The organism is Arcticibacterium sp. (genome assembly GCF_055134445.1).
The window spans coordinates 13,623-28,514 of record NZ_JBSRVI010000062.1; the positions used below are offsets into that span (position 1 = coordinate 13,623).

The window sequence follows — 14,892 nt, forward strand, 5'->3', positions numbered from 1 at the left end:
TGGATCTTTTGTAATTTCACTTATAACCGTATAAGAGGCCACCTCCGTAATGGAGACAGCCTCTTTAGATTCTGAATTAATCCCTATCAATTACTTGAAACCACCAACTTATGAAAGCTTTCTTTTTTATCTTTTAGTCCTTTGAATTTAAGGAAATAGGTTCCAGCTTCCAGCTCATTAGTGTCTAAGCTGAAAGTGTTCACGCCACTTTCATAAATGATGTCAGAATTAAATTCTCCCTCCTTAGAAGCAACAGAAGTTAGTAATGCTATTTCGAACTGTTGTTCAAAGGCACTTGCAAAAGGAATAAGTATTTTTCCATCTTTATCTATCTTTTGGACAATCCCTTTACTTTCATCTAAGCGACCTTTGTTTTCTAAGGTGTAAGTAGCAAGCTCTGGTGCTGCTGGGATATTAGCAGTAGCTAGTCTAGCTCCTTTACCTCCACCTGATGAGCCGCCGCCAGTAACTGCGTTAGGACAATCTTCCTGAATAGCTAAGAAAACAGAGCCATTTTGTACCTCAAACCCTGGCTTAAGCGTAACCGAATGCTCTCCTTTAAAAATCACTGTAGTAGGAGATTGCACTAAACCATCCGACTCTAAAATTGATTTGTGGTATTCACCAGCAGATATCGATGTATTTCCTGAGGCATTATTCGTCACAAGGAACGGAGCACCTCCATTTTCACAATCATCGCTGTCGTCATTTAATATGGTAAAGGTTGCCTTATTACTTCCTCCTATGTTATAGTCTCCACCACTTAATATTCCGAGAATAATACTTTCGTCAGCCTCTAAATCTGAATCTGCCGTGGGGTCAATATGCAACTGAGCTAGCAATGAACCTTTAGCAATATAAATAGAGCCTTCATTTCCATTAAAACTTTGTGCTCCAGAGACGGTGTAGTCTACACCATATGTTGCCGTTCCTGCCACAATGAAATATACCAAAATACTATCACTTGCCGCTTGGGAGACCGTAAAGTCTACATTGAGCGTGCCAGCATCATCCTCATTCAAAGAATTCGGTACACTTGAGATAGAAGATGAGGTACTAAATCCAGAAGCGGAAGGGTTTAGCTGAGCATAATAAGACACTGTAGAATCCACCTCTTGGCTTCCGATATTAAACTTCCAAGAATAGTTGCTTGCAGCCGGATTACCATATTTATCTGAAATATTAACAAGGTCAACCTCAATGCTGTCTCCTAAATATTGAAGAATATCTACCGTAGGTGTTAAAATAATTTTGTTATTAAAACATCCCAAAATTGCTGGAATAGCTGCATTATTAGACAATCTTGTCATGGTAAAATTGCTAGCATTAAAAGAACCACAGGCTAGGGCTTCCGTAAAACTCTGAGAAATTTCATCTCCTAAGGCGTAAATATCATCTGCAGGCTGAGGAACCCCAAAAGCCTCTGGCCCCTTTCTGTCTATAACTCCACTTACTCTTTGTGAGTAAACCACATCTAAACCACACTTTAATTTTAATCTAAAGCTGTACTCGCCATCGGAAATATACTCAACATTTAAATTCATTGAGGTTCCAAAACTACTATTCTGAATTTGAGCTTTTGGAATGGTAATAGCCTCAACCCAATTACTAGTTCCTACCGCGGCATATTCCACCACAATCTCATCTAGGTTAGCATATACATAGTCTTTCATGGTTAAACCTAACAAGTTGTTATTTGCCTGACTTACCACAAAACCATTTTCTGGAGCAGCAAGTGTAATAGGGCTACAGCCATTAGCAAAAAACGCCGAAATACTTATTTCTTTTCTACTTAAAGGGAAAGCAGTGTCCTTACCTCTACAAGCGTCAATGGCCTCAAATCTAATATTTTCGAAACCATATACGTTTTGGTCGTATCTAGATACCCCCACATTAACGGTCTCTTGTTGTAGGTAATTAAGGTCATATTGGAAAGGTATGATAAACGGATTTCCATCATTCTTTATGGTGGCTCCAGTTCCACTTCCATTAATATGCCTTAACCAATAGGTTCTATGCTCTTCGCTTTGACTCGTATTCCCAATTTTAAGAGGGAATATACCTTCCCCATTTGCTGGAATTTCAGAAATAACAGGATTAGCCGCCGTTAAGGAGACCTCGTATCTCGGCTGGGTACCTGGCTCCGTAGGGCAAGAGCTAGTACCCGCTATTAAGTCAAACACTGGTGTATTATAAACTGGATCTGTCTTTACGTCAATTGTAAAAAAATCGCCTGGGTTAGCATCACCAATAGAGTAACCTGTAGTAGTACTTTGAGTAAAAGTGTTAGACTTAGACTCACCAGTTTCCATTTTCACTCTTATTTTAACGCCCCCGCTTATACCTGCACCTCCTAGCTCAGCTCCTAACTCCGTGGCTACACCTAAGTCTATGGCAAGGTCAAATTCCGTTGAAATAGTTCTTTTAGAACTCGCTGTTGTGCTAGATGTTATGGTACCTCCAGCTCCATCAAAAGATATATTTTCTACAAACTTCGCTTTCCTTTTAAGCTCTTTATTATTTTCAATAGTTTGTTCCCACACGCTTATTTGGTCTTCGTAATTCTCTATCTGAGCCTGTGTGTTACTAGGGTTATCTCTGAAAGCTCTTAGCGTAGGAATCAAGGTTTTCAAAATGTGATTTTCACTGTAAATGTATTTTGTTTCAAAACCTTCCGTGGAAATCATTAGGAACTTCCGTAAATAAAAGGAGCACGTATCTGGGGAATAAATCACCTCATTGGTAACTGCATATTTCAAATTCATAGCGGCACCTATATAAACATCTCCTTTTTCACCTGTAACAAAATTACTATTAGAGGTAGAGAAGGCCTGACTGTTGGTAGTGGAGACTACTACTTCCTCCCCTGTTTTATAGTTTCCTGATACAATAAGGGAACCTCCTAATTCACCCCAAACCTTTGATTTAACCGAAACGCCAATTCCATTTTGGGTTTCTACGCCTACTTTTACTTTACCCCAAACCTCTTCACTTCCACTCAATTTAGCATAAAACCTTTTAGCGGTTTCCACCGTGGTGTTTTGACTCCAAGAACTAAAACTTTGATCACCTGGTGGGTCCCTTAAGATTAGAAGTGGAACCTGAGGAGATACGGTAGCAAAGCTTCCAATATTAGACTTTAAGCCTGTCACTACAGGTGTCAATACAAGATTATCGGCCGTACGCTGCCATATATCCGTAAATACAAAGGCTAAGGTTTTATGATGTGGAGGAATTATGTTAGGAATACCTCCCGTTAACGTTAATTCTATTTCACCATTAACGGTCATGGTGTCTAATTGTTCATTGGCATCATCTACCTGAATATTCGTACTAATAGTTAAGGTAGTGTCTAAAGCTGGGCATCCTTTTGAAGGGTTTCCTTCCCATACTTTTACCGTAAATGTACGGGGTACACTTTGTTCAAAGATAGGGTTACTTGACAGATCTTGTGAACCTGCAAGTGCCGACCCCGAACACGGCCCTTCTAAACCAACTACGGTTATTTGCGGTCTCTCATGAAAATACAAATTTAAAGTGGTATCTGAATTTGTAATATCTCTCACTCTAATAGAGTCAGGGTAGGCATTTAAAAATGTTTTCATTTCTTCTCCGTTCAAATCTTTCCCTGACGGAACGCCTGAAAAGGAATTAACAGAAACCCTATATTTAGCGGCAGGAAGCCTTACTGAATAGGACCCAGAACTAGAATTAGTTATAATTGTTTTTTGAAAAGTAGGCAACACAGGATTCCCTTCAATATCAGGTAATACTTGCGAAAAAGTCAAACTCGCTTGACCAATATAATAGTCTTCACAGTTAATAATTACATTACCTGAGATTACATGTGTGGTGGTATCTTTAAAATTAACATTATTGACCTCCACGCCATTACTTCCTCCTACTGCCACAGACTCCTGATAAAGCTCAAATTGATGTGTCTCATATTCTGGCTTTATAAAATAGCTTCCTTCAAACTCTTTGATGGTGGCATACTTCCCATCAAGCCCTGTGGTAGTTTGATTATCAAGTGGGCTTCCTCCTACGGTCATAGACTCTAGCATCTTCACATTAGGAAGAGGGTAAATCTTTGGGCTGCTTGGCGTTGCACCATCGCAGTCATAACACTCCTGCGTAACAGTACCAGCTATCACGTAGCCTGTGGTGTCTTTAAATATTAAGTCCGACGGATGAGGCAGGGTTTGCTGTAAAGTAATTGGAGCCATGTCTGGGTCAAAACCATGTCCTGGCCTTGAGGGTGTTACTTCAAAATCAGCAGTAGCTCCGGAGCCAGGAGATATACTCCCATAATAAACGCCAGAAATGTTAAAAGAACCACCATTTCCTGTTACTGTTGTGTACTCCTTATTGGCTTGTCCTCCTTCTACAGCAGTCGTTCTTTTTGCGGTAATTGTTATTCCTTGAATACCATTTACACCATTTCGGTCTTTTACATGACCTGATATCACCCCATTAGGGTTTACTACTTTTATCTCCAACTCGTTTGAGTACTCGGCCACTTCTGGGTTAGTACATGTGCTTTTAACTTTCCTACGATACTTCGTGGTTACAGAAATGGAGTCAGGCAAAGTAATAGACTGACCGTCAGCTCCTGCTATAGTTTGCCAGCCGCCGCCGTCATCCTTTTCCCATGAGAATATAGAAGAAGGGCTGGCCGAAGCGGTACTAGAATTAAAGAGATAACCATTACTGACCTCATGCGGGTATGGAATCATTTTAGAACCCATTATTGCCCCACCTGTGGCAGATGTGCTGGCTTTATAGAAATATAAAATATTGCTATACGCAGAGCTTCCACAATCGGAGGCTTTCCTCCTAATTCTTATGGTACCTGTGGTCCCCATATTTCCAAGGGCTGAACTAGAGGTATTGGAAGAACCAGTTCCTGAAATAGAAAACCAAGAACCATAATTATTACTTCTTTCCCAAGTATAAGTTACTCCTCCTAATGTGCTAGATGCTGAGGTGTTATTATATATGGAGCTTAGGTTAGCATTTGGACATAGTGTTGTGGTTGTACTTCCATTGGAACTAGCTATACGGATAGCTCCGGCATTAACGTTTAGAGATGATGTTGAAATAGACAAATTAAAATCACCACTTGCTCCGGAATCATACCCTTCTACAACAACAGCATAAGTGCCAGGACAAAGATCTCTTGTGATCGTGGATTTTGTATTCCCACCCCCAACATCATCATGACTAACAATATAACCATAATTATTAGGAGGGTAGAAATTGAGCAAATGGATATAGGTATCAAAATCAGTTGTTCCGTTATTGGTAGAAATAGTAACCGTTTTGGCAGTTGTGAGTGTAAACCTATAGGTAACGTCGTTTCCACTTCTTGCGAACGACGCCGAAGCCCATCCCAAGTTTCCATATCCTAAACTGGATGCTGCCCCAGATGGAGCACTTCTATTAGAGTTAGTATGAGACCTACTACCAGAGGTTATTGTTCCGAAATCCAGAGCACTTGAAAGGTATTGACCATTTGAATACCTCCAAGCGTGTTTAAGCGTACTATAAGAATTATTAGTAGCGTTGTGTTCTTCAATTGATTTCCAAGTACTTGATTCCACGCCGCTATAAGCAGTTCGGTAATTATATTGCCAAGAGCGGTCATCATCTCCACTATCCCATCTACATCTATACCCTCCGTCATGCTCCCAGCTAAAAACTTCCCAATCAAACCTTCCTGTAGAATTAGTAAAAGTTCCTAAGTTATAATCTACGGCTGGTCCATATCCATTTCCGTCGATATCATAATAATAGCAGGTAGCATCACTATTTGCCGCTCCATCAGAATGACTAAGAAGAATGTTTTTGTCATAACCAATATCTTCCTGAACTTTTATTAAAAAGCTTGGTTCAGAATCGTTACTTTCATCATCAACTTCACCCCAGCCACGGGTGAAATGTACTTCCATATTATAGGTATTACCATTGGTAACTTGCCCCAAAACCGAGAAATTAGCGGTTAAAGCTATCAGTAATAGTAGTAGTCTTTTCATAATTAAAATGGTTTAAGGATGGATGGTATAGTTCTCAGAAGTGTATTCTTTTTTCTTCTTGGTATAAGGATTTCCTGGATGTTTTGAAGTCTGACATAATGAGAATTGTCTCTTTCAATAATGGAGCTGATGTAACCTTTGTTAACTAGGTTAGTGCGGTTAATTCTTAAAAAAACATGCTGACTAAAAATTCTCTCAAACACTCCTAAGGAATATCCGGAAAGAAGTTTCTGACCATTTTTTAAAAGGACAATGGTATAATTTGAAGATGCCTGAAATCGGTTGATTTCATCAACTTTAATCTCTTTAATAATCTTAGGTATTTCCTCGGTATTTCTTTGAAGTGATGTGTTCATATCAATGGTCATTCGATGGAACACCAAAGTTCCCCATTAAACAAACCCCTGTCAATCACCCTAAAGGGTGACATTTCGAGTATTTCGCCGCTTTTATATCACCCTTTTGGTGAAAGGGGGACAGCCATTACTCGGATTTTTAAAAATAGCCCGATAAAGCAAACCTTCTTTTTACAAAAAAATGACTGCAATTTCAATATGACGATTACCCTCTAAAAAGGACAAACCCACGCTTTTATTCAAGCTCTATAAATACTATTGGGGAGAGGTATAAAAAATCAGAGAAGCAGCTTCAGATAAAACAACTCGGATTTCATTTAAGAACATCGTTTGGTTTTATGGTACTTTGAAGCACCAGTGGTAACAACTAGTTTATGGTAGATTGTTTCCCCTTCCTTTTATACTTAAACACGAAGTAATACGCTCCTTGAGTTATTGGAGACCTATCAAGAAGGAAGTCGTTTTTACCGGCTTAGCAGACGGTTTCATCATTCAAATGATTCATACATTCACTTTTGGAGTCATACAAATAAAAAGCGACCGACTCATATGATTGAGTCGGCCGCTTTTACTTAAGTAAATAGTGTTTATCTTACTCCACTATCATCACCCCTTGCATCAGTCTCCAGTGACCCGGAAACGTACATATATAAGGATACCTGCCTGGTTTCGAGGGTACTTTGAAAGTTAAGCTGAAAGTTTCGTCTGGATTAACCAATGGACTTGCGAACAAAACTTCTGGCATTTCTGGTACATAGTTTTTCTCAGCTCCTTTATCGTCCATCATCATTTTATCTGCAGCCGTTCCCACTTTTTCCATGGCTCCTGGCTTCGTGATAACAATGTTATGCTGCATGGCATCAGGATTTATAAATACCAATTCCACCGTTTCACCTGCTTTCACTTTAAACTCCGTCAAGTCATATTTCATGGCTTCTCTGATGGCCTTGATGGTTACAACTTTTACGTTTTCTGCTCTAGTCACCACTTCCCAAGCTTTTAGTACTTTATTGAGGTAGCTGTTATTGGCATCTTTAAGTCCTATTAAATAAGCTCTGTCTGCCGCAGAGATCTGCACATTTTCAGCTCTATAATCTATGCCTTCAGAAATAGCTTTATAGATAGAATTTCTTCCTGACACCGCAAATTTCTGAGCATCCTTAATCAGCTGAATAACCTCCGCAGGAGAAGAAACTGATGTATGTGAACGTATGGCCCTTTCCAACACAAAAGCATTCATATTCTGAGGTGGATTCACCGTCATTTTCTTTGCTTTATAGTTATTAGAACCATCTTCAGCTGTCAATTCATTAAATTTATCCAGCTCCACTACCACATAATATTCACCCGCTATATCCGAACTAAAAGCAATATTCCCTTTCCAGGGTCCATTTAAATTACCCGTGATAGAAACCGTTTCACCAGCTTTAATACCTCCAGCATAGTTTCTACTAGTTTGTGAATTCAAAATTCCGTTTCCTTGAAACTTTATTTCAAAAGGAACAAATACACCCTCGGCTAAATCCACGTCTCCTTGATTTTTGATTTCCACAGAAACCCCTACCTTTTCTTGTACAGAAGGGTTTGACGGTGTAAGCGTAATTCCTGCGACTACTAAATCTAAACCTTTGGTTCTAACCATCTCTTCTTTGGCTGCCTCCATCATTTTGTGATGGTCATGATTCATCATGGTTTTGTCGGCAGCAGAAACTTTTGACTGCTCAGCCATATGAACCTTCATTAACTTACCTCCATTGGCCGTCAATACTACTGAAAAAGCATCTGGCAACCATCTGTCCTCCGTATCCTTAGATGCAGCTAGTTTCATAAAGAAAGCTTTTTCGGCCCTGGCATTTAATGGCGACTTAGAGAAAACCAAAAGAGCATTTAATACTACTAAAGGCTCTTTATCATAAAGGAGATTTTTAGCCAAAATTTGATTGACAGAAGTCGCTGTAAAAGGCATCACTTTCAACGTATTCTTTCTAACATCCGCATCTGGATGAGCCAAACCTATCTCAATAATTCCAGCGTTTATCGCTCCCAAACCCTCTAGCGTCCATAAAGCATGAATAGCAGAAGGATTTAGACCTATTTCATCTGTTTTAGTGCTTTTTAATAGCTCCACCAACTGTGGCACTACATCGGTATTTCCTCTTTCTACCAATAATCGCTGAGCCTGCATACGCCAGAACATGTTATCACTTTGCAAAGCCGCCAAAAGTCCTTCTGTATCATCTTTTGATAGATTTAAAGGCGTATAGGCATCAGCTCCTTTGTAAGAAACCCTATAAATTCTACCATGCGTAAAGTCTCTTAAGTCTGTCTCATAAGCATTTCCCTCACCCATTTCAAAGCCATCTGGTCTCGGGTTATGCTGAATAATGTAGCTATACCAGTCTGCTACCCAAACGGCACCATCTGGACCCGTGGAAGCAAAAACGGGAGAAAACCATTCGTCGGATCCAGCCATCAAGTTAAAGGCTTCTTTGTCGCTATAATCTGTGCCATTTTTCACCATGTTATTTTGGTGAACAATATGACCAGTAGGCTCCGTTACAAAGGCTATTTTGTTCCAATATTTTTGAGGAAAGGCCCTTGCGGTATAAAAGTTATGTCCCGTAGCCGCAGTAAATCCACCAAAGGCATCTACCTGCCGCACTTTAGCCGTAATAGGCTTCATATCCCTATGTGTATCCGTACTTCGGCTACCATTATTTACCCGATTGGTGGCATTAAAGTACGAATGAGGAATGGCCATATACCATCCGTGAGAGTTATTGGCTGTAGAGCCAAAAACATCATTGGTTTCATTGAAAGCAAAACCCCAGGTATTGTTAGAGGTCGTAGTCATCCATTCTAAAGCAGAGCCATCCGCTTTGAATCTAAAAAAGGCTTGTCCAAATTTCAAGTCTTTGCCATCAGCCGTTTTTCCTTCATAACCAGAATAGCCAACGCAACCCCAAATCCAGTTGTCAAAACCATAATGTAAGTTAGAAGGACCTGCATGTGTATCAAAAGTGCCAAAACCAGAATAGATGGTTTTCTTTACGTCTGCTTTATCGTCGCCGTCAGTATCTTTCAGAAAAATAATATCTGGTGCTTGTGAGACTATTAATCCGCCATTGGCAAAAACTAAACCTGTGGGTATACTTAAACCTTCGGCAAAACGTGTAAATTTATCTGCCTTACCGTCGCCATCGGTATCTTCACACATTAAAACGTAATCGCTTCCGCCTTCTGGCTTTCGTTCGTTTGGGTAATCTTTGGTGATTAAGACAAACAATCTTCCTTTCTCATCCCAAGTCATGGCCATCGGGTGCATTACATTTGGCTCGGCCGCAAACAATTCTAAGTTAAAATCTACAGGCACCTGAATGTGTTTCATGGACTCCTCTGGACTTAATGCCAACTGCTGAAGCTGCACTCCAGGGCGTTGCTCATAATTAGGAAGATCTGCTTCCCTATACTTAAAAGACTCTGGCTTTCTAGCTTTAAATGCTTCTAGGGCTTCCTCATTAACCGTCCACAGAATGGCGTTATAAATTAAATCATGAAAGCCCTTTTTGCTCCAAGTTCTTTCATCATGACCATAAGCCGTATAGAAAACTTTTCCTTTGCCATGTGTTCTTGTCCATGTATATGGCTCTGTTTTCACACCTGGTTTGTCTTTAGCTTGGTCTGCTTTAATTTCTCTTTCTGCCAATACATTATTATCGGCTTCTAAATGACTGTGTAGATAAGTTTCATCGTAAGCAGTAAAAGGACTTATGCCTTTCATTATTGGATGGTTTGGCTGTAAGGTTTTAGTACTTACAGAATCCATGGTATGCCTCCAAAACTGACCACCCACTAGCTTCACATATTTGTCAGAATTTCTGAAACAGTACGAAGCACAGTGAATAGGTAAGAAACCTTTACCAGAAGCCACAAAGTCCATTAAGGCCTTCTCTTGGTCTGGTGCTATCTCGTCAATATTAGCATAGATCATCAATGCATCATATAGCTGAAGCGTTTTCGGATTTAAATCCTTCACATCATCTGTATAAGTAAAATTGATTCCTTTTGGCCCTAAAGCTTCCATTAAACTAGGAATCCTTTCTATGGGCTTATGGTGACTATTATCACCTAAAAATAGTACTTCTAGTCGTCTGTCTTCTTGTGCCAAGACGATATTTGAAACCAGTAAGAGTAAAACAATAATTTTCTTCATAATATATTTCGTTGCCTTTCTAAGGTTATTTAGTTAAAATCTGGCAGATACATTTTTTCTCCACCTTTTAAAGCAGACTCATGAGCCAAAATCCCTACAGACGTCCAATTGGCAGACTGTGCCGCATTAGGAAAAGGTTCTCGGTCTTCTATGAGAGCCATTACAAATTCATGTGCCAAATGCGGGTGAGAACCACCATGACCACCACCTTGAGCAAAACTCAGATGTTCGTTTTCTGCTACGTCATAAACTCCTTTGGTAGTGAATCTTCTAATTTCTTCTGGTAAAAGATGAGCGTAATCTGGCACGCTCACTTTTGAAGGAATCTCTGGTTCTGGCAATTTAGCAGTGTGCAACACATGCTCTTCGTCTTCTATCAATGACCACTCAAAAGACTTTTTAGAACCGTACACTTCAAAACTCTCTCTATACTGGCGAGCCACGTCAAATAGCGAACGGTACACATGAGCACTTAAATCTGAATCTTTAAATTTTATATGAGCCGACTCTACCGCAAATGGTGAGTTATGTATATCGGCTAGTTCTTTTCTAATGGTTCCTGAACCGAAACATGAAACATACTCTGCTTCTAATTTCATTAAACCTGTAACAGGACCAACACAGTGTGTCGCATAATGCATAGGCGGCAAACCTGGCCAGTAGTCAGGCCAGCCATCCATGTCTTGCTGGTGGGTCGCTTTTAAAAACTGTACTTTCCCTAATTCTCCTTTTTCATACAACTCTTTTACATAAAGAAACTCGCGGGCATAAACCACGGTTTCCATCATCATGTACTTTTTACCCGTTTCTTTACAAGCATCCACTATTTTCATACAATCCTCCACAGATGTAGCCATAGGCACTGTACAGGCCACGTGTTTACCAGCATACAAAGCCTTCAATGTTTGCTCTGCGTGATTAGGAATTGGCGAATTGATATGTACTGCGTCAATTTCAGGGTCTTTTAATAACTCGTCATAGTCAGAATATCTTTTTTCTATTCCAAAAGCGTCACCGATGGCATTCAACTTTTCTACATTTCTCTGACAAATTGCGAACATGTTGGCATCCGGGTGACGCTGATAAATTGGAATAAATTCGGCTCCAAAGCCAAGACCCACTATTACTATGTTTATTTTTTTGCTCATTTTGTTTTGCTTTGAGCTGTTGGCTTTTAGCCTTCAGCGTTTTTAAATTTCTTTTTCGTTATCGGACTGTTCTCCCAGTCTGCCGATTTATCCTCCGCAAGGAAGACAGGCGAGGACTTCGCTACCATTAACAATTTTATTGAATCATTCCAGCATTGCATCTTTTATTGACCTACCTCGTCAACACCTTCAAATACTTATAACTGTCTTTGGTCAATTGCTCCTCTGACTCGAACATCTTTCTCCAAATATTAGCTGCAACCAGTTTTTGGCTAAAAGCCTCCACACTTATTACGCCTTTGTATTCCATCTCTTTAAGGGTGTTTATCACTTCCTCAAAATTGATGTGACCATGCCCTATTGTTCCTCTATCGTTTTCCGACAACTGCACATGAACAAGATGATCTCCCATTTTTCTAATGGCATCTGGTAACCTTTTCTCTTCAATATTGGCGTGAAAAGTATCAAACATGAGCTTACAGGAAGGATGATTAACGCTGACCATAAGCTCTACTAACTCATCTGTACAGGAGACTAAATAGCTCTCAAACCTGTTCAGATATTCCAAACCCAAAACAATATTATATTTTTGGGCGTGCTCGGCTAAATCATATAGCACGCTTGCACCCCATTTTTTTTCTTCTTGAGTGGCTGGCTGCCCAGTAAACACACCTAAAGCCGAATGAATAGGACCAATAAGTAACTGGGCACCTAAAACGTCAGCACAATCCAGAACAGCCTTGTTAAAATCTAAAGCATCCTTTCTTCTGAATTCGCTAGGGTCTATCGAATTATATGCTGGGCCATTGATGGTTTCTGCCACACAGCTCAATCCAAGATCGTCTAATTTCCTCCTCCATTTTTCCCACTTTTTAGGATTCAGATCCATGATTGGAATCTCAACAGTATCATAACCCGTCTCCTTTATAAGCTCCAATATGGGAAACATATCTTCTGACATGTCTGTGCCCCAAAGCAATAGGTTCATTCCTAGTTTATTCTTCATTGACTTTTTAGGCTTGTGTTTATGTTACAATATTATCAAAGAATAAGTCAATTCCTTACCTGTAAATTTGCGAATGTTGACTATATTTTAACCATCATTAGCATTTAAGCTATATTTGAAAGATAAAATATTAACACAGGTAATTAAAAGTGAGGACTGTCTTAGAAAAAAATATCGAAAACCCTTTAAACTCCATTACAGTTTTAGACCTAAAAGAGCCTTTCTTTGACCCTAACTGGCACTTTCACCCACACTATCAACTATTTACTGTTCTAGAAGGAGCAGGAACACGACTTATAGGAGACAGCATCCAACATTTTGAAAAAGGCGATACCGTTCTTCTGGGCCCAGATTTACCCCATCTATGGAGAAACGACAAAATCTATTTTGAGCCAAATTCCAATTTAAGTACACACGGAATTGTGGTTTATTTCACACAAGATTTCCTAGATAAAACCCTCAGTAACATCCCTGAGTCCATCAAAATACAAAAGCTCTTAAACGAAAGTTATAGAGGGGTAGAGTTTAAAAATGAGTCTAAGATAATAGTAAAAGAAGCCCTGTTAAAACTATCTAAATCTGATGGCTATGATTCCATTTTGCAACTTCTAGCCTTGCTAAATAAACTGTCGAAAAGTACGGATACCTCTTTTATTTCAAGCTTAGGTTACACCAACACCCATAAACAGTCCGAAACAGAGAGGATGGATAAAGTATATAAATTCGCCATGCAGCACTTTAAAGAAAGCGTAAGATTAGACGAGGTAGCCGCTTTGGCCAATATGACCGTACCCGCGTTTTGTAGATATTTCAAAAAACGTTCTAATAAGACCTTTTCAGATTTTATAGCCGAAATTAGAATAGGCCACGCCTGCAAATTAATAAGTTCCGAAAGCTTAAGCATAGGTCAGGTTTGCTACGAAAGTGGGTTTAACACCCTTTCCAACTTCAATAAGAAGTTTAAAGAGATTATGAAAACTACCCCCAGTCAGTTTAAACAAGAATTGACCGGAAAGTAAATAGAATTGATTTTAAGAATTTTTATAGAAATCTCCAGCCCTTAATTTCTAAACTCTTTATCTTGGTACTCATATTCAATCAAAAAGAAAAGAAATGATAAAGTGGGGAATTATAGGCGTAGGAGATGTATGTGAGAAAAAGAGTGGACCCGGTTTTCAAAAAGCAGAAGGTTCTGAACTGGTGGCTGTGATGAGAAGAACGGGCTCATTGGCAGAAGACTTTGCTAAAAGACATGGCGTACCCAAGTGGTATGATCAAGCGGAAGATCTCATCAATGACCCAGAAGTAAACGCCATTTACATCGCTACTCCTCCTAATGGTCATGAGAAAATCACCTTAATGGCCGCTAAGTCTGGCAAACCTATTTATGTGGAAAAACCCATGGCCAGAAGTCACGAAGAGTGCCTTAGTATGATTAAAACTTGCGAAGCAGCCAACGTGCCACTATTTGTGGCATATTACAGAAGAGCACTTCCAAACTTCTTAAAAATAAAGGAACTGGTAGACTCCGGTGCTATAGGAGATATACGTTTTGTAGACGTTAAGATTCATAAATTTGAAAAGGAAAGTTCAGAGCCTAGTTGGCGAACAGATCCTGAAGTGGCTGGAGCAGGGCATTTCTATGATCTGGCCTCTCACCAATTAGATTATCTAGACTTTCTTTTAGGACCTATCAAAAAAGCCACGGGTATGGCTAAAAATCTTGGCGGCTTTTATCCTGCAGAAGATACCACCCTAGGAACTTTCGAATTTGAAACGGGTGCCTTGGGAATGGGAAGCTGGTGCTTTGTAGCCTCTAAAGAATCTGAGTTAGAAAGAACCACCATTTATGGTTCAAAAGGGCGAATTGAATTTCCTTTTTTTGATGGGTCAGAGGTGGACCTGTTTGTAGACGGCCACTTAAAACAAACCTTTAGTTTTGATATGCCTAAACATATACAACAGCCTTTAATTCAGTCTATTGTAGATGAACTTATTGGTAAAAAATCGAAGTGTGTTTCTACAGGAATTTCGGCCGCCAGAACAAATTGGGCCTTAGAGCAGATTTGCCAAAGAATAGACTAATACGCAATATCAGAGAGACGAACCAAAATTCGTCTCTCACAAAACATAT

The 14,892-nt window shown here is 39.6% G+C and carries 7 protein-coding genes; 2 read left to right on the plus strand and 5 right to left on the minus strand.

Going from position 1 to position 14,892, the window contains the following annotated elements:
* Nucleotides 1–86: 86 nt before the first annotated feature.
* The 5 genes from ACTBZY_RS08275 to ACTBZY_RS08295 all read right to left on the minus strand — a co-directional run bounded on the left by ACTBZY_RS08275 (nucleotide 87) and on the right by ACTBZY_RS08295 (nucleotide 12,758).
* Nucleotides 87–6,035, minus strand: a complete 5,949-nt coding sequence (locus ACTBZY_RS08275; RefSeq protein ID WP_463045858.1) for an Ig-like domain-containing domain — start codon at nucleotides 6,033–6,035, stop codon at nucleotides 87–89.
* A gap of 2 nt (nucleotides 6,036–6,037) precedes the next feature.
* The gene (locus tag ACTBZY_RS08280) at nucleotides 6,038–6,391 is read right to left on the minus strand and encodes a LytTR family transcriptional regulator DNA-binding domain-containing protein (protein WP_463045859.1); all 354 of its coding nucleotides are present in this window, start codon (nucleotides 6,389–6,391) and stop codon (nucleotides 6,038–6,040) included.
* Between the two features lie 592 nt (nucleotides 6,392–6,983).
* Nucleotides 6,984–10,604, minus strand: a complete 3,621-nt coding sequence (locus ACTBZY_RS08285; protein ID WP_463045860.1) for a PVC-type heme-binding CxxCH protein — start codon at nucleotides 10,602–10,604, stop codon at nucleotides 6,984–6,986.
* A 29-nt stretch (nucleotides 10,605–10,633) separates the two neighbouring features.
* A complete protein-coding gene (locus ACTBZY_RS08290) occupies nucleotides 10,634–11,752 on the minus strand; it encodes a Gfo/Idh/MocA family protein (protein ID WP_463045861.1) in 1,119 nt (372 codons plus the stop codon).
* 172 nt (nucleotides 11,753–11,924) lie between these two features.
* Nucleotides 11,925–12,758 (minus strand): sugar phosphate isomerase/epimerase family protein, encoded by an 834-nt coding sequence (locus ACTBZY_RS08295; protein WP_463045862.1) that lies wholly within the window; start codon nucleotides 12,756–12,758, stop codon nucleotides 11,925–11,927.
* A 149-nt stretch (nucleotides 12,759–12,907) separates the two neighbouring features.
* Here ACTBZY_RS08295 and ACTBZY_RS08300 point away from each other — a divergent pair, with 149 nt between their 5' ends.
* Both ACTBZY_RS08300 and ACTBZY_RS08305 read left to right on the plus strand, forming a co-directional pair.
* Nucleotides 12,908–13,777, plus strand: a complete 870-nt coding sequence (locus tag ACTBZY_RS08300; RefSeq protein WP_463045863.1) for an AraC family transcriptional regulator — start codon at nucleotides 12,908–12,910, stop codon at nucleotides 13,775–13,777.
* 94 nt (nucleotides 13,778–13,871) lie between these two features.
* Complete coding sequence (locus ACTBZY_RS08305) at nucleotides 13,872–14,843, plus strand: Gfo/Idh/MocA family protein (RefSeq protein WP_463045864.1); 972 nt, start codon at nucleotides 13,872–13,874, stop codon at nucleotides 14,841–14,843.
* The last annotated feature ends 49 nt before the right edge of the window (nucleotides 14,844–14,892 follow it).

Coding starts and splice junctions, on each gene's coding strand:
- ACTBZY_RS08285 (WP_463045860.1), bottom strand. CDS start 10,604: ATGAAGAAAATTATTGTTTTACTCTTACTGGTTTCAAATATCGTCTTG.
- ACTBZY_RS08295 (WP_463045862.1), bottom strand. CDS start 12,758: ATGAAGAATAAACTAGGAATGAACCTATTGCTTTGGGGCACAGACATG.
- ACTBZY_RS08290 (WP_463045861.1), bottom strand. CDS start 11,752: ATGAGCAAAAAAATAAACATAGTAATAGTGGGTCTTGGCTTTGGAGCC.
- ACTBZY_RS08305 (WP_463045864.1), top strand. CDS start 13,872: ATGATAAAGTGGGGAATTATAGGCGTAGGAGATGTATGTGAGAAAAAG.
- ACTBZY_RS08280 (WP_463045859.1), bottom strand. CDS start 6,391: ATGAACACATCACTTCAAAGAAATACCGAGGAAATACCTAAGATTATT.
- ACTBZY_RS08275 (WP_463045858.1), bottom strand. CDS start 6,035: ATGAAAAGACTACTACTATTACTGATAGCTTTAACCGCTAATTTCTCG.